Origin of the sequence: Meridianimarinicoccus sp. MJW13, assembly GCF_014901205.1 — a bacterium.
Taxonomy (GTDB): Bacteria; Pseudomonadota; Alphaproteobacteria; order Rhodobacterales; family Rhodobacteraceae; genus Meridianimarinicoccus.
Genome location: NZ_JACNMU010000001.1, coordinates 520193 through 544607, shown reverse-complemented (window position 1 = coordinate 544607; position 24415 = coordinate 520193). Strand labels below are relative to the sequence as shown.

The following is a 24415-nucleotide window of genomic DNA, read 5'->3' as shown; positions in this document are numbered from 1 at the left end:
GCTCAAGCCAGGCGCTTTTCGAAGAACAGGTTGTAAGGGCCGTCGGTATAGGCGCCAAATGGCGGACAGGGGCGGAAGCCCGCGCGGGCATAGAGGCGGTGGGCGGCAGGGAGTTTCGAGCCGGTCTCCAGCCGCAGGAGCGGCAGGCCAAGGTCGCGGGCGCGGGTCTCGACCGCGTCCAGCAGGGCTGCGCCGATGCCGGTGCCGCGGGCGGTTTCGGCCACGAACATGGATATTACCTCGCCGTAGCCGGGGTAGTGCGCGAGGGCGGCGCAGCCGACCGGGGTGTCGGTTTCGCCTTGGGCCAGGAAAAAATGGATGCCGGGCGCGCGCAGGGCGTCCAGCGACAGGTAGTGGTTGGCCTCTGCTGGAAACAGCGATTGCATCAGCGCGTGGCTGGCTTGCAGCAACGGACGGGCCGCCTCCGGCGTGCCGGGGACGACCCGCAGGGTCATGCCCGCAGCGCCGCGTCGATGGCGGCGCGGTCAAGGCCGCTTTGGCCGATGACCACCAGGCGGGTTTCACGCGGCTCTTCACCACCGAAAGGGCGGTCGAAATAGCTGTCCACGCGCGGTCCCACCGCTTGCAGGGTCAGGCGCAGCGGTTTGCCGCTCACGGCGGCAAAGCCTTTCAGCCGCAGGATGTCATGGCTGCGGATGACCTGCGCCACCTGTTCGGCGAACGCCTTGGCATCGGAGATTTCCGGGCGCGTGACGGTGAAGCTTTCGAAGTCGTCGTGGTCGTGGTGATGGTGGTGATCGTCGTGATCATCCTCGTCATCATGATCGTGGTGGTGATGATGCGGCGCGCTGCGCGCGTCCAGATCATCCTCGGCGCTCGCACCCTGGCCCAGCAGCACGTCGACGGGCAGCGCCCCCATGGCGGCGCGGATCACCTGCACCCCGGCGCGGGCCTCGGCTTTCAGCTTGCCGGTCAGGGCTGCGGCCTCGGCCTCGTCCAGCAGGTCGGATTTGTTCACCACGATCATGTCGGCGCAGGCGATCTGGTCTTCGAACAGGTCTGACAGCGGGGTTTCGTGGTCGAGGTTCTCGTCCAGCTTGCGTTGGGCATCCACGGCCGCCACCGAATGGGCGAACCGGCCTTCCGAGACCGCCTTGCCATCGACCACGGTGACCACCCCGTCAACGGTGACGCGGGTGCGGATCTCGGGCCAGTTGAAGGCCTGCACCAACGGTTGCGGCAGCGCCAGGCCCGAGGTTTCGATGACGATGTGGTCGGGGGCGTCTTCGCGGGCCAGCAGCTTTTCCATGGTCGGGATGAAATCATCGGCCACGGTGCAGCAGATGCAGCCGTTCGACAGTTCCATGATGTCATCCTCGCGGCAGGTCTCGTCGCCGCAGCCTTTCAGGATGTCGCCATCGACACCCAGGTCGCCGAATTCATTGATGATCAGGGCGATGCGCTTGCCTTCGGCATGGGCCAGCATGTGGCGGATGAGCGTGGTCTTTCCGGCACCGAGAAAGCCGGTGACGACGGTTGCGGGGATCTTGGCGGGCATGGGGGAATTCCTTGGTGCGGAAGGCAGAAGGCCGGAGCTGTCGCCCCGGCCCGGTCTGTCACCGATGGTGCCTGTTTCAGGCGGCGTTGTAGAGGCGCGGGGTCACCAGGCCGGTCCGGTCCAGACCGCGCAGCGATTTCGCGCCGGCCAGAATGGCCAGATCGACCAGCGGCTCGATTGCCACGACCAGCATGTAGGCCGCGCCGAAGCTGGCCACCGAAGCGAAGGCACCGAAGCCCTGACCGTAGAAGGCCCAGAACGCCACCCAGGCCACGACGCCGCCCTGGTAGGCAGTCGAAAGCGCCAGCGCCTGGCTGTACTTCAGGTCCACATAGGCGGTGCCGGGGGCGATGATGCGCGCGGCCAAGGCTTTCAGGGCAAACAGCGGCACCAGCAGCGTGGTCACGTTGATGAAGTATTGCGGCAGGTCGAGCGGGGCAAAGAACAGCCCCTGCAGCAGCAGCCCCAGAGCCAGTCCGAGCGCGGCAGGTGCAGCCCCCAGCAGCAGGAACAGGGTCGAACCCAGAATGAAGTGCACTTCCGACACGCCGACCGGGAAATGCGGCAGCAGCTGGAAGAACGAGAAAACAGCCGCCGTGGCCATGGTCGAGCGTGCCACCAGCGAGGCCAGGCCACCGCTGCGCAGGGCGTCCCAGCCCAGTTTCACGGTGACGCCCGCGGCGCCGGCGGCGGTTGCGTAGCTGAGCGCGATCTTCGCGCCGTTCACGATTCCGGGTTCGATATGCATATGTCTTGTCCCTCTTCACCGTCCACCCGACGGCTTGGTTGTTGTTGCGTGCGGCAGGTCTCCTGGCTCGCGGGTCGATGGGCGGCGCCGCCTTCCCGGGTTGCCCCAGTGGCCCTTGGCGCGCCCTCACCGCTGACAGTCGCGGGGGCGGCTGTGGCAGCCGGCCCCAATTGGGTCGCCGGTTCCACATTCCCATTTGATCCCCTGGCGCTTTGCGCCGTCAGGGAACCACACCCGGCGTTTGTCCGGCATGGCGGGATGCGGGTCAAGTCCGTTCGCGACACCAGCACGTGCGGTTGCGCCGGGGCGGGGGTGGTTTTTCGCTGTGCCGTCAACAATATGTGGGTGTTTTACGCGAATTGGAAACCAGATCGTGGGTTGAGCGTTGACAGAAGGCCGCACAGGCCGAACAATCGGGGGCAATCAAGAATCAGGCTTCAGGCGGACCTTCGTGCAGTTTACCCGGCTCCGACTCAACGGCTTCAAGAGCTTTGTCGACCCGACCGATCTGGTGATCGCCGCCGGGTTGACCGGCGTTGTCGGCCCGAACGGGTGCGGCAAGTCGAACCTGCTGGAAGCCCTGCGCTGGGTCATGGGCGAAACCCGACCCTCTGCCATGCGCGGCGGCGGCATGGAGGACGTGATCTTCGCCGGGGCCGCCACGCGACCGGCCCGCAACTTTGCCGAGGTCAGCCTGTCGATCGACAACGGCGAACGGCTGGCGCCCGCCGCCTTCAATGACACCGACATGATCGACATCGCCCGCCGCATCACGCGCGACGCGGGCTCGGCCTATAAATGCAATTCCAAGGACGTGCGGGCGCGGGATGTGCAGATGCTGTTCGCCGATGCCTCCACCGGGTCCCATTCGCCCTCGCTGGTGCGGCAGGGGCAGATCTCGGAACTGATCAATGCCAAGCCCAAGGCACGGCGGCGGATCCTGGAAGAGGCGGCGGGGATCTCGGGCCTGTACCAGCGGCGGCATGAGGCTGAACTGAAGCTGCGCGCCACCGAGACCAACCTCGAACGGATCGAGGATGTGGTCGAACAACTGGCCGGACAGTTGGCGCAACTGGCGCGGCAGGCCCGGCAGGCGGCGCGGTATCGGGCGCTGGGACTGGAACTGCGCACCGCCGAGGGGCTGCTTCTGTACCGGCGCTGGCGCGAGGCCGATCAGGCACTGCAAGCGGCGCGTGACGCCCTGCGCGGGCAGATGGTGGATGCCTCCCGCGCCGAGGCGGCCAGCCGCGAGGCGGTGGCGCGACGCGAGACCGCCGAGGAAACCCTGCCACCCCTGCGCGACGAAGCCGCCATCGCGTCTGCCGTCTTGCAGCGGCTAGAGGTCGAGCGCGACACGCTGAAGGCGCAGGAATCCCGGGTGCGGGATGAGATCCAGACGCTGGACAACCGCCTGACCCAGCTGACCCGCGACCGGGAGCGCGAGGCGGAGTTGAACGGCGATGCCACCCAGACCCTGGCGCGGCTGGCCGAGGAGCGCGAGGCACTGGCCGAAGCCGGCGACGGTCATGACGACGCCATGGAGGCTGCGAGCGAGGCCGCCGAGGAAGCCGCCGATGTTCTGGCTGAGCGCGAATCCGCCCTGACCGCCCTGACCGAGGATGTCGCCCGACTGGCGGCCCGGCATCAGGCCGTGGATCGCCTGCTGGCCGACAGCCGCACCACCCTGTCGCGCAGCGAGGCCGAGACCGAGAAGGCCCGCGCTGCCGTGCAGGAGGCCCGCGCCGCCGTCGAGGCTGGAGAGCTGGCCGAGGTGAAGGCCCGCGCCGATCAGGATGCCGCCGAAGAAGCGCTGTCGGAGGCCGAGGAGGCCCTGTCCGATGCCGATGCCGAACGCGCCCGCCTGCAAGCCGCCGAAGCCGAAGCCCGCGCCGCGCGCAGCGAGGCCGAGGGCGAGGCCAAGGCGTTGCAGGCCGAGGTCGCCGCGCTGCGCCGCCTGGTGGCCCGCGAGTCCGGCTCCGGCGCGCAGGTGCTGGACGTGGTGCGCGTCGAGACCGGCTATGAAAAGGCCTTTGGCGCAGCCCTTGGCGACGATCTGAAAGCACCGATCCTGGGGCAGGGGGGCAGCAGCGGCTGGGCCGATCTGCCGGGTTATTCCGCGCCGCAGGATTTGCCCGCCGGGGTCACGGCGCTTGGTGCGCATGTGACGGTTCCGGGCGTCTTGCAGCGCCGGATGGGCCAGATCGGCGTGGTGACGGCCGAGGCCGCCCCCGCGATCCTGCCCAAGCTTCTGCCGGGGCAGCGGCTGGTGTCGCTGGACGGCGATCTGTGGCGCTGGGACGGCTATTGCGCGCGGGCCGAAGATGCGCCCTCGGCCGCGGCGCTGCAATTGGAACAGCAGAACCGTCTGGATGCGTTGGAAGCAGCGTTGGAGACGGCCGAGGACAAGGCCGAAACCGCCGCCGATCTGCACGCCGATCTGGCGCAGGCGCTGACCGATGCCTCGCTTGCCGACAAGGCCGCCCGCGAAGCCCGCCGCGCGGCAGACAGCCGGTTGGCCGACGCCAGCCGCGCCCAAAGCCGCGCCGAGGCCGATCGCAACCTGGCACGCGGCAAGGTCGACAGCCTGTCGCTGGCCGTGACCCGGCACGAGGAAGCCGCCGAAGCCGCCCGCCGCCAGTTGCGCGATGCCGAGCGTCAGGCCGGGGATCTGGAAGACCTCTCCGCCGCCCGCGCGCGGGTCGAAGACGTGCGCACCACGGTCGAGGCCGCACGCATCACCATGATGTCGCGCCGTACCGCGCTGGACGAATTGCGCCGCGACACCGTGGCCCGCAAGAACCGGCTGGCCGCGATCGCGCGGGAGATGGCCACCTGGCAAACCCGGCTGGCCAATGCCGAAACCCGGATCGCCGAATTTGCCCAGCGGATCGAAGAGACCGAGGACGCGCTGGAAATTGCCCGCGCCGCGCCCGAGGAACTGGAAGCCCGCGCCGAGGATCTGGCCGAAGGCATCGCCAAGGCCAGCGCGCGCAAGTCCACCGCGCAGGCGCAACTGGCCGCCGCCGAAACCGCCCTGCGCGAGGCCGCCGAGCTGGAACGCAGCACAGAACGCGCCGCGGGTGAGGCGCGCGAGACCCGCGCCCGTGCCGAAGCCCGTGTCGAAGCGGCCACCGAAGCCGCCGAAGCCGCCGTGGCCCGCATCCGCGAAGAGGCGGACCTGGCCCCGGCAGAACTGCTGGACACCCTGGAAGCCGACCCCGAGCGGATGCCGCCGTCCGAGGAAATCGAGGCCAGCATCGCCCGACTGCGCCGGTCCCGCGACGCCCTTGGCGCGGTCAACCTGCGCGCCGAGGAAGATGCCCGCGACGTGCAGCAGGAGCATGACACCCTGCTGGCCGAACGCATCGACCTGCAAACCGCCATCGGCAAGCTGCGCAACGGTATCGCGGGGCTGAACCGGGAAGGTCGCGAACGTCTGCTGACGGCGTTTGAACAGGTGAACACCTCGTTCGCGACGCTGTTCACCCATCTGTTTGGCGGCGGCGAGGCCAAGCTGGCCCTGGTGGAAAGCGACGATCCGCTGGACGCGGGGCTTGAGATCCTGTGCCAGCCGCCGGGCAAGAAGCTGTCCACCCTGTCGCTGCTGTCGGGCGGCGAGCAGACCCTGACCGCGCTGGCCCTGATCTTCGCGGTGTTCCTGGCCAACCCGGCGCCGATCTGCGTGCTGGACGAGGTCGACGCGCCGCTGGACGATGCCAATGTCACCCGCTTCTGCGACATGCTGGACGAGATGGCCCGGCGCACCCAGACCCGCTTCCTGATCATCACCCACCACGCGGTGACCATGAGCCGGATGGACCGTCTGTTTGGTGTGACCATGGCCGAGCAAGGGGTCAGCCAATTGGTCTCGGTCGACCTGAAGAAGGCCGAGACCCTGGTGGCCTGACAGGGTTAACATACTGAATTACATATATTTGTTTGCGTTCTTTGTTTGAAGCGCGCGCGCGTTTGGGTCACTTTCCGCAAAGGAAAGGGGTTCGGTATGCGCAAGGTTCATGTTCGACGGTTGGCGCTGTTTGTTGCGGCGATGGTCTTTGGGTTCACGGCAGCAGTGATGGTGCAGTCGCAGGGCGTCACCGGGCAGAAGCCCACCGACGTATTCTTTACCGAGGATGGGCTAGAAAGCCAGATCACCGGCGTTCGGCTGCGGTTCCAGGACGGCGGCGAGGCGCGGTTCTTCGCGGATCATCGCTATACGTACCTGCCGGGCGACGGGCGCGACGAGCGTCGCGGCACCTGGGAGGTCTATGATCGCGGGCAGGTCTGCGTGCGCTTCGAGAGCGGTGCGGCGCGCTGCGACACGCTGGTGCGCAGCGCCGACCGGATGGTGCTGATCGCCGCCTCTGGCGACCGCTTCCCGGTGCGATCGCTGTTGTCGCTGCGGTAAGGGCGGGACGTCTCCGGCGGGAGTATTTCTGCCAAGAAGAACTCAGAGCCGCGCCAGAAGATCCGACGTTGGCCAGGCATCGGCGGGCAGGCCGAGGCGTCGTTGTTCCTGTTGCACGGCGGCGCGGGTCTTGGCGCCGAGAATGCCGTCGATACCGCCCACGTCATGGCCGCGTCGGGTCAGCTTCTGTTGCAACTGCTTGACCTGGCCCGCGGACAGCGCGGGGCTGGGGTTGCCTGGGTTGAAGACCGGGGCGCCTTCCAGCCGCGTCGCGAAATAGGCAGCGGTGGTGACATAGACGAAGCTCTTGTTCCATTCGAACAGCACGTGGAAGTTCGGGTAGGCAAGGAAGGCCGGGCCATTGCGGCCCTGGGGCAGCAGCAGGTCGGCTTTCATGTTGCCCGAGGGCAGTTTGCCCCAGCGCGGCGTGACCCCGGCGCGGGACCAGTCGCGCACCGTCTGGCCCTTGCCCAGACCGCTGTCGGACCAGTCGAGGCTGGCGGGCACCGTGACTTCCTGCAGCCAGGGCTCGTTCTTGCGCCAGCCAAGGCCGCGCAGCATCTTGGCGCCGGAGGCCAGTGCATCGGCGCTGGAGGTTTTCAGCCGCACATGCCCGTCGCCATCCGCATCGACGCCGTTGGTCAGGATGTCTTCGGGCAGCATCTGCACCTGGCCAATTTCACCGGCCCAGGCGCCGGTGGTGGTGGCCGGGTTGAAATCGCCGCGCGCGGTCAGCTCGATGGCGGCGAAGACTTGCGGTCGGAACAGTTGCGGGCGGCGGCAATCATGGGAAAGCGTGAGCAGCGCGTTGCGGGTGTTGAAATTGCCCTGCACCGCGCCGTAGTCGGTCTCCAGCGCCCAGAAGGCCAGCAGGATGCCGCGCGAGACGCCCGGGTTGCGTTCGATCAGATCAAACAGGGCATCGTAGCGTGCAGTGTTCTTCGCGCCGTTCTGGATGCGGTTGGGGCTGATGACGCGCCGGGCGAAATCGGTGAAGGGCAACTGGAAGATGCCTTGCGCGCGGTCGGCTTTCAGCACTGCAGAACTTTGCTGGGCGCCGGACAGAAAGGCTTCGGTGGCGCGGCGGTCCAGCCCCTTGCGCGCGGCCTCTTGCCGGATGCCGTCGAGAAAACCCGAGAAGCTGCCGCCGCAGGGGGTGGCGGCCTGCGCGGGCAGGGCAAGCCCGAGGGTGATAACGAGGGCGGGGATCAAGCGCATGGGAGACTCCGGGCTGTTTCGGCCGAGCCTAGCAGAGTTGGCGGCTCAGACCAGTGACAGGATCGCGACCGAGGCCAACAGCAGCGCCCAGACCTGCCACAGCACGCGGACCGCAGCGTCGATCTGGACCGGGCCGGGGGTGCGGGTGCCCTCGGGCCAGACCCAGGGGAAGGGGCGCAGAGTGCCGTCATAGCTGCGCGGGCCCGACAGGGCCACGTTCAGGGCAATGGCCATGGCGGCTTCGGGCCAGCCGGCGTTTGGGGATCGGTGCAGGCGGGCGTCGCGCCGGATGGCCTGCCATTGACCCCGGCGCGGTTTGCGCAGGGCGATGAGCACGGCGGTCAGCCGGGCGGGGATCAGGTTCAGCAGATCGTCGAAACGGGCGGCGGCCCAGCCGAAGTCCTGATGCCGGGGGGTGCGATAGCCGATCATGCTGTCGGCGGTGTTGGTCACCTTATAAAGCAGCAGCCCCGGCAGACCACCCAGCAGGAACCAGACGGCCGGGGCGACGACCCCGTCGCTGAAGTTCTCGGCCGCACTTTCGATGGCGGCGCGGCTGATACCGGGGCTGTCCAGCGTTGCGGTGTCGCGCCCCACGATCCGGGCCACGGCGCGGCGTCCGTCCTTCACAGAGGTCCGCAGGGCGCGCGCCACATCCGCCACGTGATCAGCCAGGCTGCGTTGGGCCAGCAGGATGGCGGCCAGCAGAATCTCGATCACCGGGCCACCAGGCAGGGCAGCCAGCATGGTGCCCAATGCGAGGCCGCCCACCGCCAGGGCGGCCATCAGGACGCTGCCTTTCAGCCGCTTTCGTGTGCCAGTGTTGAAGCGCCGGTCGGCCCAGCCGATCAGCCGCCCCATCAACACCGCCGGATGCGGAAGGCGATCCCACAGCCAGCGCGGCTCTCCCAGTGCTGCATCCAGCAGCAGGGCCAGGGTCAGCGTCAGCGCTTGGCTCACAGGGCGGACTCCAGCCGGGTCCAGTCGGCCTTGGTGCCGGGCAGGCCCAGCCGCACCCAGCGGCGGGAATAGGGGAAGATGCGGGTCCAGATCCGGTGGCGCGCCAGCCGGTCCTGAAAGCGGGCGGCGTCTGCAACCTCGTAGAGCCGGAACAACGGCGTGCCGCCCACGATGGCGCCGTGATTGTGCATCAGCCGGTCCAGATGTGCGGATTCTTCTTCCAGCCGGGTGCGCGTGGCCGTGGCCCAGGCGGAATCCTCCAGCGCCTTCTGCCCGATGTGCAGGGCCGGACCGGACACCGGCCAGGGCCCCAGCATCCGCGCCAGTCGATCTACCAGCGCCGGATCGCCGATGGCAAAGCCCAGCCGCAGCCCGGCCAGCCCCCAGAACTTGCCGAAACTTTTCAGCACAAGAGTATCAGGGCGGGAGGTTTCTGCGATCAGGCTGCGATCGGGCGCGATATCGCAGAAGCTTTCGTCGATGATGCGCAGGGCGGCACCGTCCAGATCAGCAGGGCGCCAAATGCGGCCATCGGGGTTGTTGGGGTGCACCAGGACCCGTGCTGCCGGGTCGGTTTCGGACAACTCCCATCCGTCATGCACGAAGGCAGCGGCATGTTCATTGTAGGTGGGGGTGGGGATATGCACGCGGGCCGCGGGGGCAAGTTGTGGAATGCGTGCGATCAGGGCCGAGGCGCCGGGCGCGGCCAGGACCGCCGCGCGCGCGGGCACCGACCAGAAGCGCCGGGCGGCATTTACCAATGCCTCTTGCGCGGATGTGTCGGGCAGGGCGGTCCAGGCCTCGGGCGGGATCCGGGTTGTCGGGTAGGGGCAAGGATTGATGCCCGTGGACAGATCCAGCCAGTCGCGCCGCTGCCCGCCATACCGGTTGGCGGCGGCATCGACGCCGCCACCGTGATCGCGCCCGCTTGTTTGGGTCATGTCTGTGGCAGGGGCGGGTGGCGGGTGGTGAAGTGCCCCTTCACCTCGGCAGGCCAGGAACGATAGGGCACCTGGCCGGTGTCGCTTTGGGCGTGCAGGGTCGCATAGGTCACCAGGGCGCGGGCAGTGCCCGCTTCGGGCACGAAAGCGCCCAGCGTGTAGTTCAGCTTGCCCTCGGCCTGGATCGTCACGTTGCAGGCGCGGCTGCACCCCATCAGGCAACTGTGACGGCGCACCGCAACCTCGGGCTGGTCGGCGGCGGCGGCCTCGACCAGATCGGCCAGCCGTTCGCCGTCTGTGACCGGATCCCCCTCCTGCCAGGTGTCGGTCTTGCAGGTGTCACACACCGTGATCCAGGTGGTCATAAGCGTCCTTCCGGCGGGCCGCGGGCAGGTCAGATAAATAAAATGTTATCTTTCCTTAACGGGCAGGCCATCATCCTTAACCAAGTGTTAATAATTTGGGCGCCATGTCGGAAAGATCGCTGCAAAGCGGAAACCGCTTTTGGTCCTTTTTCCTGCGCTGGACGCCTGAATGACCGTACTGATTGTCGAAAGCAACCCGCATCTTGCCGGGGTCTGGAGCCGCCATATCGAAAGATGCGGCCGCCGGGTGATGGTTGCGCACAGCCAGGAGCAGGCCATCAATGTGCTACAGCGCACGCCTGTCTCCATCATCCTGCTGAACGTCATGCTGGACGAGGGCAGCGCCATCGCCGTTGCCGATTACACCTCGTACCGGTTTCCCAAGGTCAAGGTGCTGTTCGTCACGGCCGCGAACTTCTTCTCGGACGGGTCGATCTTCAACCACGTGGCCAATGCCTGCGCCTTCATGCCGGTCAGCACGCCGCCAGATGATCTGGCGGCGATGGTCGAGCACTACGCCGCGCGCGACTGATCCCGCCCATGCGGTTCGGTCCAGTCGATCTCCGGGTTGATCGGCAGGATGCGGTTCGGATTGATGGTGTCGTGGCTGTAATGGTAATGGCGCACGAAGTGATCGGGCCGGACCGTCTCGGCCACACCCGGCCACTGGTACAACTCCCGCGTATAGGCCCAGAGGTTTGGATAGTCGATGAGCCGCTTGCGGTTGCACTTGAAGTGCAGGTGATAGACCGGGTCAAAGCGCACCAGGGTCGGGAACAGGCGCCAGTCGGCCTCGGTGATCCGGTCGCCCATCAGGTAACGGTTTGACGACAGGTGATCCTCCAGCCAGTCCAGCGTGTCGAACAGCGGATGCACGGCGGCGTCATAGGCCTCCTGCGAGGTGGCAAAGCCGGACTTGTAAACGCCGTTGTTCAGGGTGCTGTAGATGCGGGTGTTGACCGCCTCGATATCCTCGCGCAGGTCGTCGGGCCAGTAGTCCTGGGTGTTGCCGGTCAGCCCGTCGAAGGCGCTGTTGAACATGCGAATGATTTCGGCGCTTTCATTCGACACGATGGTGTCGCGCTGGGTATCGTACAGAACCGGCACGGTGACCCGGCCACTGATCTTCGGATCGACATGGGTATAGACGTCGCGCAGGAAGTCGCGCCCGCCAAGGCTGTCGCCGGTGGCACCGGGAAAATCGGTGGAAAACGTCCAGCCATCGCCCAGCATGTCGGGATGAACCACCGAAACACCGATGTGATCGGTCAGGTCCTTCACAGCCCGGAAGATCAGGGTGCGGTGGGCCCAGGGGCAGGCGTAGGACACATACAGGTGATAGCGGCCACTCTGCGCCGGAAAGCCGCCCTCGCCCGAGGGGCCGGCGCTGCCGTCCGGGGTGATCCAGTTGCGGAAGGCCGCGGTGCTGCGCTTGAACGCCCCGCCGGTTTTCTTGGTGTCATACCAGGTGTCTTCCCAGACACCGTCCACGAGTTGTCCCATGACTTATCTCCATTTGCTGATCCATAGATAGGATATCGGGGGTGCCTGTCTCCCCCCGTGCAGGCGCAGCCTCCCTGCGTGGGCGCACATCTGCCTGCGTCGCTCGCGCGCGCCAGCTCGCCGCGAAAGCGATTGCGCGGCTGCGGGCAGCCACCTATACCGCCCCCAGACGACGCCACCGGGCCAGAGAGGTTGGCGAAGGACGGTCGACCCAATCAGGGGGCCTGAACTCGCATCGTCATGCATGTGCCGCACGCCGGACATGTCAGGCCCGCATTGAACCGGAGCCGACGCCATGCGCACTGTCCTTCTGTCCTGCCTTTCCCTGTTGGCCGCGGCCTCGATGGCCCAGGCCCATCCCGGCCATCTGGCGGACCTCGCCGGCCACGATCATTGGGTTGCGGGTGCGGCCATCGGGGCTGCCATCGCCCTTGGTGCATGGGCCGCCCTGAAAGGCCGCCGCAAGGATCAGCCCTCCCAGGGCGACGCCGATGACAACCCCGCCGCTGACCCGCAGGAGGCCTGAGCCATGACCAAGACAGGCGTGATGATCTGCGGGCACGGCTCGCGCAGCCAGTCGGCAGTGGATGAATTTGCCACGCTGGCGCAACAGCTTCCCGACTATCTGCCCAAGGACTGGCTGACCGACTACGGCTACCTCGAATTCGCCAACCCGGTGATCCGCGACGGGCTGGATCGGCTGCGCGAGGCCGGTTGCGACCGTATCCTCGCGGTGCCGGGCATGCTGTTCGCGGCGATGCATTCCAAGAACGACATTCCCACGGTGCTGAACACCTATGCCGCGACCCATGGGATCGAGGTTTCCTATGGCCGCGAGCTGGGCGTCGACCCCAAGATGATCGCCGCCGCCGCCGCCCGTATCGAAGCGGCCGAAGCGCAGGCCAACGCCGATCACGGCCCCGTCGCACGCCATGACACCTGCCTCGTGGTCATCGGGCGTGGTGCCTCGGACCCGGATGCCAACGGCAATGTGGCCAAGGTCGCCCGGATGCTCTGGGAGGGCCTGGGCTTCGGTTGGTGCGAGGTGGGCTATTCCGGCGTCACCTTCCCGCTGGTGGAACCCTGCCTGACCCATGTGGCCCGGCTGGGCTACAAGCGCGTCATTGTCTTTCCGTATTTCCTGTTCTCCGGCATTCTGATCGACCGCATCTACGGCTTCACCGACCAGACCGCCGCCGCGCACCCCGAGATCACCTTCGTCAAGGCCGGCTACCTGGGCGATCATCCGAAAGTTCTGGAAACCTTCGCCGAACGCATCACCGAACAGGTGGGCGAACAGCCCCCGGAAAACTGCGCCATGTGCAAGTACCGCACCCAGGTGCTGGGATTCGAGGGCGAGGTCGGCGCGGTGCAGGAAAGCCACCACCACCACGTGGAAGGGCAGGGCGCCTCCGCCCCCGGCTCCAACGTGGCCGATTGCGCGCTGTGCGACAGCTTCTGCACCGGCGAATGCCGCCTCGACGCGGACCCCCACCACCATCATCACGACCACGACCACGACCACGCTCACGGTCATGACCATCACCACCACCATCACGCCCCCTATCCCCACGCCGACCACCCGCTGGGGCCGGAAAGCGCCCGCAAGACCCGCGCCTGATTTCTTCTTGGCCCAAATACTCTCGCCGAAGGCGGCCCCCCGGCTGCCATTGGCGCAACCCTTCGGATCCGCATGCGCCCCTACGAAAAAGACCCCAAGGCCATCTACGCCCAAAGTTTCGCCACCGTGCGGGCCGAGGCGCGGCTGGACCGCTTTCCGGCCGAGATGGAATCGGTGGCCGTGCGCCTGATCCATGCCTGTGGCATGATCGAGATCGCTGATCGTCTGGCCTTCTCGCCCGACGCGGTAACCGCCGGGCGCGCCGCCCTTGCCGCAGGGGCACCGGTGATCTGCGATTGCGAAATGGCCGGGGCCGGCATCATCCGCCGCTACCTGCCGCCTCTTGCCGAGATCCTCGTCACCCTCAACGACCCGCGCGTGCCGCAGATGGCGCAAGACCTGGGCACCACCCGCTCGGCGGCGGCGGTGGAGCTGTGGCGCGACCGGCTTGAAGGTGCTGTAGTGGCCATCGGCAATGCCCCCACGGCCCTGTTCCACCTGCTGGAGATGATCGACCGGGGCGGCCCCAAGCCTGCCTTGATCCTCGGTTTTCCGGTGGGTTTCGTCGGGGCTGCGGAATCCAAGGCCGAACTGGCGGCGAACCCGCGCGGCGTCCCCTTCATCGCCCTGAGGGGGCGTCGCGGCGGCTCGGCGCTGGCCTCCGCCGCCGTCAACGCGGTGGCCGCCGGTCTGCCGGAACTGGAGGGCGGGTGATGGTCGGAAAATGGCTGGATATCATCGGCATCGGCGATGACGGCATGGCCAGCCTGCTGCCCGGCGCGAAGGACCGCCTGCAATCTGCGGAACATGTCTTTGCCAGCGACCGCCTGCATGCGCTTACCCCGGGTCTGAGCGCCCAACGCCATTCCTGGCCCAGCCCGTTCTCGGCGCTGATCGACGATCTGACCGCCCTGCGCGGCAAGAAGGTCGCGGTGCTGGCCACTGGCGATCCGCTGTGGTTCTCGGTGGGCGCGCGCATCGGGCGCGACATCGACCCGGCCGAGATTCGCTACCATCCGCAGTTGTCGGCCTTCCAGCTGGCCTGTGCCCGGCTTGGCTGGTCGCTGGCGGATGTGGAAACCCTCACCGCCCATGGTCGCCCGCCCGAACAGATCCTGCCCTTCGTCGGTCCCGGCCAGCGCCTGCTGGTGCTCACCGCCGATGGCCAGACCCCCGCCCGCATTGCCCGCCTGCTCAGCGAACGCGGCTATGGCGCTTCGGTGCTGACAGTGCTGGCGCACATGGGCGGCGACAACGAGCAGCGGGTCGAGGGGCTGGCGTCGGGCTGGACCCAGCGCGTGCCCGATTTCCACACGCTGGCCATCGAGTGCATCGCCGATGAAAATGCCCAGATGCTGGCCCGCACGCCGGGTCTGCCCGATGATGTCTTCGACCATGACGGCAAGATGACCAAGCGCGAGGTGCGTGCCCTGACGCTGGCCAAGCTGATGCCCAAACGGGGGGCGCTGCTGTGGGACATCGGCTGTGGTTGCGGCTCGGTCGCCATCGAATGGATGCGCGCGGCCCGCGATGCCCGCGCCATCGGGCTGGACCCGAACCCCGACCGCCGCGCCATGGCCGCCGCCAACGCGCTGGCGCTGGGGGTGCCGAAGCTGGACCTGATCGACGCCGCCGCCCCCGACGGGCTGGCCGAATTGCCGGTCCCGGACGCTGTGTTTATCGGCGGCGGCCTGTCCGAGGACACCGCCGAGGTGGCCCTGATGGCGCTGAAGCCGCTGGGCCGGCTGGTGGCCAATGCCGTCACGCTGGAAAGCGAAGTGCTGCTGATCCGCCTGCACGCCCGTTTCGGCGGCGAGCTGACCCGCCTGTCCGTGGCCCGCGCCCGCCCGGTGGGCCGCCTGACCGGCTGGGACAGCTTCATGCCGGTCACCCAGTGGAGCCTGCTGAAACGATGACCGCACCCGGCACGCTCTATGGCGTCGGGCTGGGCCCCGGCGATCCCGACCTGATCACCCGCCGCGCCGCGCGTCTGATTGAAGGCGCGCGCGTGGTGGCCTATCCGGCCCTGGCGGGCGGTGACAGTTTCGCCCGCGCCATCGCCGCCGACCTGATCCCCGCCACCGCGCGCGAGATCGTCATGGAAGTGCCCATGACCCCGGCCCGCGCCCCCGCGCAGGCAGCCTATGATGCTGGGGCGGCCCGGATCGGCGAAGCGCTTCAGGCTGGTGATGATGTGGTGGTTCTCTGCGAGGGCGATCCGTTTTTCTATGGCTCCTTCATGTATCTGCACGCCCGCCTCGCGCCGCGTTTCGCGGTAGAGGTCGTGCCCGGCGTCACCTCGGTCACCGCCTGCGCCGCCCGCGCCGGTCTGCCGCTGGCGGCCCGCAACGAGACCCTGACGGTGCTGCCCGGCCCGCTGCCCGATGCCGAGCTGCGCGCCCGCATCCGCGACGCCGATACGCTGGTGCTGATGAAGGTGGGCCGTCACCTGTCGCGCCTGCGTGCACTGCTGGCGGACGAGGGCTTGCTGGGCCGCGCCGTCTATGTCGAACGCGCCACCCTGCCGATCGAGCGCCGCCTGCCGCTGGCCGAGGCGCCCGACCCCGCCCCCTATTTCTCGATGATCCTCGTGACGAAAGGCGCCGACCCGTGGCTGTAACCCCCGCCGTTCTCTGCATCAACCGCTCTGGCGAATCCGTGGCGCGCCGCATCGCCGATCATCTGGGCGTGCCCCTGCATGGCCGCGCCGGACGCGTCGATGCCCCGGATGTGACCTTTGACAATGCGCTCGACCACGTGCGCACCCTGTTTGCCGCCGGAACTCCGGTGATCGGGGTCTGCGCCTCGGGCATCCTGATCCGGGCCGTGGCGCCGCTGCTGGTCGACAAGCGCCGTGAACCGCCGGTGCTGAGCGTGTCCGACAATGGCGCGGTCGTGGTGCCCCTGCTGGGGGGGCATCATGGGGCCAACCGCCTTGCGCGCGACCTGTCCGACCTGCTGGGCGGCGTAGCGGCTGTGACCACCGCTGGCGACGTGGCCATGGGCGTGGCGCTGGATTGCCCGCCGCCGGGCTACCGGCTGGCCAACCCCGAGGATGCCAAGCCGGCCATGGCCAGCCTTCTGGCCGGTGGCGGTGCCCGCCTGACTGGAGAGCATCTGTTCGATCTGTCCGATGCCCCGCAAGGCACGGTCGAGATCGCCGTGACCGAAGCCCCCACCACCCCCGGTCCCGACCGGCTGGTCTATCATCCGCAACGCCACGTGCTGGGCGTCGGTTGCGCGCGCGGCGCCGATCCCGCCGAGCTTTGGCGCCTCGTGCAGAACATGCTGAAACAGGCCGGGGTCGCCCCCGGCGCCATCGCCGCCGTCGCCAGCCTTGACCTGAAAGCGGATGAGCCGGCAATGCTGGATCTGGCCGCGCGGCTTGGTGTGCCCTTCCGGCTGTTCACCGCCGCCGAACTGGAAGCACAGACCCCGCGTCTGGTTACCCCGTCGGAGGTGGTTTTTGCCGAGGTCGGTTGTCACGGCGTCAGCGAAGGCGCGGCGCTGGCCTGTGCGGGCCCGGACGCGGAATTGCGGCGCGCCAAGATGAAAACCGCCAACACCACCTGTGCATTGGTCCGCGCGCCCGAGGTGCTGACCGATCTGCCGGGCCGGGCCCGCGGCAAGGTGGCGCTGGTGGGCATCGGTCCGGGGCAGGCCGACTGGCGCACGCCGGAAGCCAGCCGCCTTGTGGCCGAGGCCGAGGAACTGGTGGGCTATGGCCTGTACATCGACCTGCTGGGACCGATCGCCCATGGCAAGCCGCGCAGCGATTTCCCCCTTGGCGGCGAAGAGGCCCGCTGTCGTTATGCGCTGGAAGAAGCCGCCAAGGGCCGCAACGTGGCCCTGATCTGCTCAGGCGATGCCGGGATCTACGCCATGGGCGCGCTGGTGTTCGAGCTTCTGGATCGCGGTCCCGACGCCGGCGGCGTCAGCGATGCCGCGCGCCGGGTCGAGGTCGTCTCGGCCCCCGGTGTCTCGGCCCTGCAGGCCGCCGCCGCACGGGCCGGTGCGCCGCTGGGCCATGATTTCTGCGCGATCTCGCTGTCAGACCTGCTGACCCCGCGCGACGACATCGTAACCCGGCTGAAAGCGGCCGCCGAGGGTGATTTCGTCATCGCCTTCTACAACCCGGTGTCGAAACGCCGCCGGACGCTGCTGGCCGAGGCGCGCGAGATCCTGTTGCAGCATCGTCCCGCCGATACGCCGGTCCTGCTGGCCAGTTCGCTGGGACGGCCAGAGGAAACCCTGCGCTATCGCAAGCTGTCCGAACTGGATGTGGATGAGGTGGATATGCTGACGGTTGTTCTGGTGGGATCGTCGCAATCGCGGCTGGCCCAGCTTGGAACCGGTGCCCGCATGTTCACCCCGCGCGGCTATGCGCGGCGGATCGACGGCGATTTGCGCGCGGGGTAGGGGGCGCTGCCCCCGCCGCCCTGCGGGCGACTCCCCCGGAGTATTGTGGCCAAGAAGAAATGAACCAGGCTCTTCTTCTTGGCCCAAATACTCGCGCCGCAGGCATGAAATCTCAGCCGTGCGCCTTGTGGCTGATCTCGAAGGCGGCCTGCTGCTCGGGGCTGGCTTCGGTCTGGAATTTCTCTTTCCATTCGGCATAGGGCATGCCGTAGAAGGCCGTTCGCGCCGCTTCCTTGTCCATCTCGATGCCGCGCTCGCTGGCCGCGTCCTGATACCAGCGGCTCAGGCAGTTGCGGCAGAATCCCGCAAGATTCATCATGTCGATGTTCTGCACGTCCGTGCGCGTCGCCAGATGGTCGCGCAACCTGCGAAAGGCTGCGGCTTCAAGTTCGATACGGGTCTGGTCATCCATCTGCTGTCCTCCTGTGGGTGATTGAGATATAGGCACAGGGACGCGTGGTTGACAGGCGAAAGCTTGCCGCCTGTGACCCGGCCGCGACTGTTTGCGCGGCAAATGCGGGCAGATCGCGACTCCTGCGTTGTTTCCCGAACGGAAATGGGGCATGCAGGCGCCAGTTTGATAACGCTAACAGTCTGGGAGAGACCGGATGCGGCGCAGCCGAAATGTTAAAATCGTGGCCACCCTTGGTCCGGCCTCGAATGACTACGAGATGATCAGTGCCCTGTTCGAGGCCGGAGCCGATGTGTTCCGCCTGAACATGAGCCATGGGGAACACTCGGAAATCGCAGAACGTCACGCGATCATCCGGAAGGTCGAGCAGGACTATGGTCGTCCCATCGCGATCCTTGCCGACCTGCAGGGGCCGAAACTCCGCTGCGGAGTGTTCGCCAATGACAAGGAAATGCTGGAAGTCGGGCAGAGCTTCCGCTTCGACCTGGAAGACAAGAAGGGCGACGCCAACCGCGTGACCCTGCCGCACCCCGAAATCTTTGCTGCGCTGAAGCCGGGCAAGACGCTATTGGTCAACGATGGCAAGATCCGGGCCGTGGTCGAGTCCTGCGGTGCGGATTTTGCCGATTGCAAGATCATTGCGGGCGGCGAGATTTCCAACCGCAAGGGCGTGAACGTGCCCGACGTGGTGCTGCCGTTGGCGGCCCTGTCGGAAAAGGACCGCCGCGATCTGGAATTCGTCTGCGAGTTGGGGGTCGACTGGCTGGCCCTGTCCTTTGTCCAGCGCCCCGAGGATGTGACCGAGGCGCGGATGCTGACCAAGGGTCGCGCCGCGATCCTGTCCAAAATCGAAAAGCCCGCGGCGGTCGAATCCTTCGACGAGATCCTCGAAGCTTCCGACGGCATCATGGTGGCGCGCGGGGATCTGGGGGTCGAACTGCCGGTTCAGGCCGTGCCGCCGATCCAGAAGCGTCTGATCCGCAAATGCCGTTCGGTCGCCAAGCCGGTGATCGTCGCGACCCAGATGCTGGAATCGATGATCGAAAGCCCGATGCCGACGCGGGCCGAGGTGTCCGATGTTGCCACCGCCATCTATGAAGGCGCGGATGCGGTCATGCTGTCGGCCGAATCCGCTGCGGGCAATTTCCCGGTCGAGGCGGTTCAGACCATGAACAATGTCGCCATCGAAGTGGAAAGCGATCCAAACTATCGCGAAGTGATGGAAGCCAGCCGCATCTTTACCCGGCACAGCGTTGCCGACGGCATCGTGCATGCGGCGCGGGAACTGGCCGAAACCTCGGGCGTCAAGGCGATCTGCTCGTTCACCCATTCGGGCACCACCACGGCACTGGTGTCGCGGGAGCGGCCGCGGGTGCCCATCGTTGGGCTGACACCGTTCCGCAAGACCGCGCGTCGCCTGTGCCTGCACTGGGGCGTGAACTGCGCTGTCACCGGCGAGGTCGATCGCTTCAAGATGGCCGTTGTCAGCGCCGCCCGCACCGTGCGCGAGATGGATCTGGCCACCCACGATGACCAGATCGTGGTCACCGCAGGTGTGCCATTCAATCAGCCGGGCACCACCAACATCCTGCGCGTGGCCCCCTGTGAAGAGCGTTTGATCTTCGACAACGAACCGGGCTGATCCGGCGGGCTCAGTCGAGCCCGTCGATCAACACCTCGAAGCCGCCGAAGATCATCCGCTTCCCGTCAAAGGGCATGCCGTCCGCAAAGGCGGCCTGCCATCTTTCGTCCGTTTCCATCGCCTTGAAGGCGGCATCGGCGACGGCCTTGTCGGTCCATTCGATATAGGCGATGGCCACGGTCTCGCCGGCTTCTGCCTTCACCGCCATCGGGAAGGAGGTCAGCTTGCCGTCGGGAACATCCACGCCCCAGCACTCCTTGTAGCCGATGGCCCCGGCTTCCTTCCACAATGGAAGCATCTTGCGTGCCGTGTCGAAATAAGCGTCCTTGTTGGCATCCGGCACCGCTGCCAGCATTGCACTGATATAGGCCATGAGTTGTTCCCCCTGTTCAAACCATGGTCCAGCCTGCGGGCAGACCGGGCTTCAAGGCAAGGGAACTATAGCCGGATTTCCTTGTTTTGGGCTTGCCTCCCCACCGCACCGGGGCTATACGCGCGCTTCGACCACGCGTCCGGCCATGTGGCATGCCGAGTCGCGTGACAACCGCCCCAATGAAGAGGATCCGGAAATGCCCAAGATGAAGACGAAATCAAGCGCCAAGAAGCGCTTCAAGGTGACGGCAAACGGCCGCGTCGTGGCTGGCCAGGCCGGCAAGCGCCACGGCATGATCAAGCGGTCGACCAAGTTCATCCGCACGGCCCGCGGCACCACAATCCTTTCCAAGCCCGACGAGAAGACCGTCAAGGGCTACATGCCCTACGCGCGCTAAGGAGGTCGGAATATGTCTCGAGTCAAAGGCGGAACCGTCACCCACGCGCGTCACAAGAAGGTCATCAAGGCGGCAAAAGGCTATTACGGCCGTCGCAAGAACACCTTCAAGACCGCAGCCCAGGCCGTCGACAAGGCGAATCAATACGCCACGCGCGACCGTCATAACCGCAAGCGCAACTTCCGCGCCCTGTGGATCCAGCGCATCAACGCCGGCGTGCGCCTGCACGACGCCGACCTGACCTATTCGAAGTTCATCAACGGCCTGTCGAAAGCGGGTATCGAGGTGGACCGCAAGGTTCTGGCCGATCTGGCCGTGCATGAGCCCGACGCGTTCAACGCGATCGTGGACCAGGCCAAGGCCGCCCTGGCCTGATCCCGCTGCACAGCGATGCCTTTCAAAGCCGCCGGTTTTCCGGCGGCTTTTTCGTGTTGTCGGAGGTCGGCGCCGACCTGTGCTAGACTGATAAGACACTGTCACAAAGGAGGTGCCGCATGATCATCCGTATCTTCCGCGCCGGCATTGCCCCCGACCGGGCGGCCGAGTTCGAGACCTTCCTCAGGGAGACCGCCTTGCCACTGGTGCGCGACCAGGACGGCTGCCTGTCGGTCCACGGCGGCGTGCCGCTTGAGGGCGCCGAGACCACCGAGTTCTGCGTCGTCATGGTCTGGCGCGATGAAGACGCCCTGCGCGCCTTTGCCGGCGATGACTGGCATCAGCCGCATATCCTGCCCGAAGAAGAAGGTCTCGTCCTCACCCGGGCCCTGCATCACTATCGCAGCACCGACAGCGTCCTGCTCTAGGTCTTTCTTCTTGGCAAAAATACTCCCGCCGGAGGCGCCCGCCCTAGGGGTGAGAACAAAACGGGAATATACTGCGGTGTCCCTGGGGATTCGGAGCCGCCTTCATGTCCGTGGAACTCTGCATCACATCGAATTTCACCTTCCTGACCGGTGCCGCGCATCCCGAGGAATACGCCGCAAAGGCGGCGGAACTGGGGTTCGAAGCCTTTGCCATCGCCGATGAGAACTCGGTGGCGGGGATCGTGCGGGCCCATGTGGAGTTGCGCGAAATCGCCCGCCATGTGCGGGACCGGGCGACGGCGCTGGCCGAAGACGGGCCCATCGGTCCGCCGCTGCCTGCGGGCCACCCGCACCGCCCGGCGCCGATCCTGACCTGCGTGCCGCGCCTGCTGCCGGCGGTGACGCTGGCCCTGCGCTGCGGCAGCCGGGTGCTGGCCCTGCCACGGGATCGCGCGGCCTGGGGGCGGTTGTCGCGGCTGTTGTCGCGCGGGCGGCTGCGGGTGGACAAGGGGTCTTGCGATCTTGGGCTCGAGGATCTGCTGGAGCTGGGCGCGGGGTTGGAGCTGCTGCTGCACCCGCCACGGGATCTGCCGGTGCCGGGCGGCGCGGGCGGGGGCTGGCCACAGGCGGAACGACTGGCGCGCCGCTTCCCGCAGGCCTGCGCGGTGCTGCTGACCCCGCAGTACGACGGGCAGGACCGGCCCCGCTTTGCCGCCATTGCTGCGCTGGCCGCGCATCTGGGCCTGCCCACCGTGGCCGCCTGCGCGCCGGTGTTGCACGACGCCCGCCGCCGCAAGCTGGCCGATGTGCTGACCGCCATTCGCACCGGCTGCAAGGTGGCCGATCTGGGCCGCGCCGCACAGGTTCATGCCGAACAGCGCCTTCGCAGCCCGGCCGAGATGGCACGGATCTTTGCCGGCCATGAAGACGCGCTGGCCCATGCCCGGACCATCGCCGGGCGCATCGGCTTCTCGCTCGACCAGTTGCGCTATGACTATCCTTCGGAAACCCGCGATGGCGAAACTGCGCTGGAACGCCTGACGCAACTGGCGCAGGCCGGTCTGTCCTGGCGCTATCCGGGCGGTGCGCCCGACAAGGTGCACGCCCAGATGGCGCATGAGCTGCGCCTGATCGGCAAGCTGAACTTCGCCCCCTATTTCCTGACCGTCCATGACATCGTCGATTTCGCCCGCTCGCGCGGCATCCTGTGTCAGGGCCGCGGCTCGGCGGCCAATTCGGTGGTCTGCTACCTGCTGGGGGTGACCTCGGTATCGCCCGAGATCGGCACCATGGTGTTCGAACGTTTCGTCTCCGAGGCGCGCAACGAGCCGCCCGACATTGATGTCGATTTCGAACACGAGCGGCGCGAGGAGGTGATCCAGCACATCTATCAGCGCTATGGCCGCCACCGCGCCGGGCTGACCGCCACGGTCATCCACTATCGCGGCAAGCGCGCGGTGCGCGAGGTGGGCCGCGCCATGGGCCTTTCCGAGGACACGCTGGGCGCCATGTCCAGCCAGATCTGGGGCTGGGGCGGCGGGGCGGGCTCGGCGATCAGCCGGATGCGCGAGATCGGGTTGGATCCCGACGATCCGCGCCTGATGCAGACCATGGCGCTGGTGCAGGACATTCAGGGCTTCCCCCGGCACCTGAGCCAGCACGTCGGCGGTTTCGTCATCACCCAGGACCGCCTGGACGAACTGGTGCCCATCGAGAACGCCACCATGGAAGACCGCACGGTCATCTGCTGGGACAAGGACGACATCGACGCGCTGGGGATCCTGAAGGTCGATGTGCTGGGGCTGGGCATGCTCAGTTGTATCCGCAAGGGCTTTGACCTGGTGGCCCTGCATCACCGGCGCGACCTGACGCTGGCCAGCCTGCCGCCCGAGGATCCGGCGGTCTACGACATGCTGTGCCGGGCCGATGCCATCGGCGTCTTCCAGGTGGAAAGCCGGGCGCAGATGAACTTCCTGCCCCGGATGAAGCCGCGCTGCTTCTATGACCTGGTGATCGAGGTCGCCATCATCCGCCCCGGCCCGATCCAGGGCGATATGGTGCATCCCTACATCCGCCGCCGCAACGGCGAGGAGGAGGTGCGCTTCCCTTCGGACGACCTTGGCCAGGTGCTGGGCAAGACCCTGGGCGTGCCGCTGTTCCAGGAACAGGCGATGCAGATCGCCATCGTCGGCGCCGGGTTTTCCCCTGAAGAGGCTGACCGCCTGCGCCGGTCCCTTGCCACGTTCAAGAAGCACGGCAATGTGTCCGAGTTCCGCACCCGGTTCCTGAAAGGCATGGCAAAGAACGGCTATGACCGCGACTTCGCCGAACGCTGTTTCGGGCAGATCGAGGGTTTCGGATCCTACGGGTTTCCCGAAAGCCACGCGGCCAGCTTCGCGCTGCTGGTCTATGCCTCGGCCTGGCTGAAATGCCATCATCCGGGGATCTTTGCCTGCGCGCTGCTGAACTCGCAGCCGATGGGCTTCTATGCCCCGGCACAGATCGTGCGCGATGTGCGCGCCCATGGGGTCGAGGTGCGCCCGGTGGATGTGAACGCCAGCTTCTGGGACAGTGTGATGGAACCCGACGGGCGCGGTGGGCTGGCCCTGCGGCTGGGGTTTCGCCAGATCAAGGCGCTGAAGGAAGAGGACATCACCTGGCTGACCGCCGCGCGCGGCAACGGCTATCGCAGCCTGGCTGACGTCTGGCGCCGCGCCGGGGTGCCGCCACGCCAGATCGCCCGGCTGGCCGAGGCGGATGTCTTTGCCAGCCTCGGGCTGAACCGCCGCGAGGCGCTGTGGGAAGCCCGCGCCATCACCGCCGAGAAGCCCTTGCCGCTGTTCGAGGGCGATCTGGACGGCGAGGGGATCTTGGAGCGCGCCGCCGATCTGCCGCAGATGACGTTGGGCGAAGAGATGGTCGAGGATTACGTCGCCCTGCGCCTGTCGTTGCGCGCCCATCCCATGGGATTGCTGCGCGAAACGCTGACGCCGGGATGGCGGGTGGCGGCGATGCTCGGGTCTCACCAATGAACAGGCCCGCCTGTGCGCCAGAGCCGCCATCGCGCTGTGTGGCCTGACCGAACC

General features: G+C 67.1%; 24 protein-coding genes and 1 riboswitch. Of the genes, 14 read left to right on the top strand and 10 right to left on the bottom strand.

Annotation, left to right across the window (positions count from 1 at the left end):
• Positions 1 to 2: 2 nt before the first annotated feature.
• The 3 genes from H8B03_RS02635 to H8B03_RS02625 all read right to left on the bottom strand — a co-directional run bounded on the left by H8B03_RS02635 (position 3) and on the right by H8B03_RS02625 (position 2267).
• The gene (locus H8B03_RS02635) at positions 3 to 455 is read right to left on the bottom strand and encodes a GNAT family N-acetyltransferase (RefSeq protein ID WP_193139980.1); all 453 of its coding nucleotides are present in this window, start codon (positions 453 to 455) and stop codon (positions 3 to 5) included.
• Entirely contained in the window at positions 452 to 1519 is a 1068-nt protein-coding gene (gene cobW / locus H8B03_RS02630; RefSeq protein ID WP_193139978.1) for a cobalamin biosynthesis protein CobW, read from the bottom strand. Before cobW ends, H8B03_RS02635 begins: the two co-directional genes overlap by 4 nt.
• Before the next feature lie 76 nt (positions 1520 to 1595).
• A complete protein-coding gene (locus H8B03_RS02625; RefSeq protein ID WP_193139976.1) occupies positions 1596 to 2267 on the bottom strand; it encodes an energy-coupling factor ABC transporter permease in 672 nt (223 codons plus the stop codon).
• Positions 2268 to 2301: 34 nt separating this feature from the next.
• A riboswitch (cobalamin riboswitch) is annotated at positions 2302 to 2515 on the bottom strand.
• A 203-nt stretch (positions 2516 to 2718) separates the two neighbouring features.
• On the opposite strand from H8B03_RS02625, the gene H8B03_RS02620 reads away from it, so the two are divergent.
• Both H8B03_RS02620 and H8B03_RS02615 read left to right on the top strand, forming a co-directional pair.
• A complete protein-coding gene (locus H8B03_RS02620; RefSeq protein ID WP_193139974.1) occupies positions 2719 to 6174 on the top strand; it encodes a chromosome segregation SMC family protein in 3456 nt (1151 codons plus the stop codon).
• A gap of 96 nt (positions 6175 to 6270) precedes the next feature.
• Positions 6271 to 6675 carry a hypothetical protein gene (locus tag H8B03_RS02615; RefSeq protein WP_193139972.1) on the top strand — a complete coding sequence of 135 codons (405 nt, stop codon included), beginning with the start codon at positions 6271 to 6273 and terminating at the stop codon, positions 6673 to 6675.
• A gap of 42 nt (positions 6676 to 6717) precedes the next feature.
• Here H8B03_RS02615 and H8B03_RS02610 read toward each other — a convergent pair whose 3' ends face one another.
• The 4 genes from H8B03_RS02610 to H8B03_RS02595 are packed head-to-tail and all read right to left on the bottom strand — an operon-like array spanning position 6718 to position 10159.
• Entirely contained in the window at positions 6718 to 7893 is a 1176-nt protein-coding gene (locus H8B03_RS02610; RefSeq protein WP_193139969.1) for a lytic murein transglycosylase, read from the bottom strand.
• 45 nt (positions 7894 to 7938) lie between these two features.
• Positions 7939 to 8853: an adenosylcobinamide-phosphate synthase CbiB gene (gene cbiB / locus H8B03_RS02605; protein ID WP_193139967.1), complete on the bottom strand. Its 915-nt coding sequence runs from the start codon at positions 8851 to 8853 to the stop codon at positions 7939 to 7941.
• On the bottom strand, positions 8850 to 9794 hold the full coding sequence (gene cobD / locus H8B03_RS02600) for a threonine-phosphate decarboxylase CobD (protein ID WP_193139965.1): 945 nt from the start codon (positions 9792 to 9794) through the stop codon (positions 8850 to 8852). Before cobD ends, cbiB begins: the two co-directional genes overlap by 4 nt.
• Positions 9791 to 10159, bottom strand: a complete 369-nt coding sequence (locus tag H8B03_RS02595; RefSeq protein WP_193139963.1) for a DUF1636 domain-containing protein — start codon at positions 10157 to 10159, stop codon at positions 9791 to 9793. The genes cobD and H8B03_RS02595 overlap by 4 nt, the downstream gene beginning before the upstream one ends.
• Before the next feature lie 169 nt (positions 10160 to 10328).
• Here H8B03_RS02595 and H8B03_RS02590 point away from each other — a divergent pair, with 169 nt between their 5' ends.
• Positions 10329 to 10691 (top strand): response regulator, encoded by a 363-nt coding sequence (locus H8B03_RS02590; protein WP_193139960.1) that lies wholly within the window; start codon positions 10329 to 10331, stop codon positions 10689 to 10691.
• Here the strand turns inward: H8B03_RS02590 and H8B03_RS02585 are convergent.
• Positions 10673 to 11662, bottom strand: coding sequence for a glutathione S-transferase family protein (locus H8B03_RS02585; protein WP_193139958.1), 990 nt, complete (start codon positions 11660 to 11662; stop codon positions 10673 to 10675). The two genes, H8B03_RS02590 and H8B03_RS02585, sit on opposite strands and share 19 nt — an antisense overlap.
• Positions 11663 to 11957: 295 nt before the next feature.
• On the opposite strand from H8B03_RS02585, the gene H8B03_RS02580 reads away from it, so the two are divergent.
• The 6 genes from H8B03_RS02580 (at position 11958) to cobJ (ending at position 17702) form a co-directional block, all read left to right on the top strand.
• On the top strand, positions 11958 to 12188 hold the full coding sequence (locus H8B03_RS02580) for a DUF6732 family protein (protein ID WP_193139956.1): 231 nt from the start codon (positions 11958 to 11960) through the stop codon (positions 12186 to 12188).
• 3 nt (positions 12189 to 12191) lie between these two features.
• Positions 12192 to 13283, top strand: a complete 1092-nt coding sequence (locus tag H8B03_RS02575; RefSeq protein ID WP_193139953.1) for a sirohydrochlorin chelatase — start codon at positions 12192 to 12194, stop codon at positions 13281 to 13283.
• A gap of 72 nt (positions 13284 to 13355) precedes the next feature.
• Positions 13356 to 13997 (top strand): precorrin-8X methylmutase, encoded by a 642-nt coding sequence (locus H8B03_RS02570; RefSeq protein WP_193139952.1) that lies wholly within the window; start codon positions 13356 to 13358, stop codon positions 13995 to 13997.
• On the top strand, positions 13997 to 15199 hold the full coding sequence (gene cbiE / locus H8B03_RS02565; RefSeq protein WP_193139950.1) for a precorrin-6y C5,15-methyltransferase (decarboxylating) subunit CbiE: 1203 nt from the start codon (positions 13997 to 13999) through the stop codon (positions 15197 to 15199). Before H8B03_RS02570 ends, cbiE begins: the two co-directional genes overlap by 1 nt.
• Positions 15196 to 15903, top strand: a complete 708-nt coding sequence (gene cobI / locus H8B03_RS02560) for a precorrin-2 C(20)-methyltransferase (protein ID WP_193139949.1) — start codon at positions 15196 to 15198, stop codon at positions 15901 to 15903. Before cbiE ends, cobI begins: the two co-directional genes overlap by 4 nt.
• Complete coding sequence (cobJ, locus tag H8B03_RS02555; protein ID WP_193139947.1) at positions 15894 to 17702, top strand: precorrin-3B C(17)-methyltransferase; 1809 nt, start codon at positions 15894 to 15896, stop codon at positions 17700 to 17702. Before cobI ends, cobJ begins: the two co-directional genes overlap by 10 nt.
• A 112-nt stretch (positions 17703 to 17814) precedes the next feature.
• On the opposite strand, the gene H8B03_RS02550 is transcribed toward cobJ, so the two are convergent.
• Positions 17815 to 18114 carry a DUF1244 domain-containing protein gene (locus tag H8B03_RS02550; protein ID WP_193139945.1) on the bottom strand — a complete coding sequence of 100 codons (300 nt, stop codon included), beginning with the start codon at positions 18112 to 18114 and terminating at the stop codon, positions 17815 to 17817.
• 196 nt (positions 18115 to 18310) lie between these two features.
• Here H8B03_RS02550 and pyk point away from each other — a divergent pair, with 196 nt between their 5' ends.
• A complete protein-coding gene (gene pyk / locus H8B03_RS02545) occupies positions 18311 to 19756 on the top strand; it encodes a pyruvate kinase (RefSeq protein WP_193139943.1) in 1446 nt (481 codons plus the stop codon).
• 10 nt (positions 19757 to 19766) lie between these two features.
• On the opposite strand, the gene H8B03_RS02540 is transcribed toward pyk, so the two are convergent.
• Positions 19767 to 20129 carry a DUF1428 domain-containing protein gene (locus H8B03_RS02540; protein ID WP_193139941.1) on the bottom strand — a complete coding sequence of 121 codons (363 nt, stop codon included), beginning with the start codon at positions 20127 to 20129 and terminating at the stop codon, positions 19767 to 19769.
• A gap of 196 nt (positions 20130 to 20325) precedes the next feature.
• On the opposite strand from H8B03_RS02540, the gene rpmI reads away from it, so the two are divergent.
• The 4 genes from rpmI (at position 20326) to H8B03_RS02520 (ending at position 24361) form a co-directional block, all read left to right on the top strand.
• A complete protein-coding gene (gene rpmI, locus H8B03_RS02535; protein ID WP_193139939.1) occupies positions 20326 to 20526 on the top strand; it encodes a 50S ribosomal protein L35 in 201 nt (66 codons plus the stop codon).
• A 12-nt stretch (positions 20527 to 20538) separates the two neighbouring features.
• Complete coding sequence (gene rplT / locus H8B03_RS02530) at positions 20539 to 20901, top strand: 50S ribosomal protein L20 (protein ID WP_193139937.1); 363 nt, start codon at positions 20539 to 20541, stop codon at positions 20899 to 20901.
• Positions 20902 to 21020: 119 nt separating this feature from the next.
• On the top strand, positions 21021 to 21329 hold the full coding sequence (locus H8B03_RS02525; RefSeq protein WP_193139935.1) for an antibiotic biosynthesis monooxygenase: 309 nt from the start codon (positions 21021 to 21023) through the stop codon (positions 21327 to 21329).
• Between the two features lie 104 nt (positions 21330 to 21433).
• On the top strand, positions 21434 to 24361 hold the full coding sequence (locus tag H8B03_RS02520; RefSeq protein WP_193139933.1) for an error-prone DNA polymerase: 2928 nt from the start codon (positions 21434 to 21436) through the stop codon (positions 24359 to 24361).
• Positions 24362 to 24415: the final 54 nt, after the last annotated feature.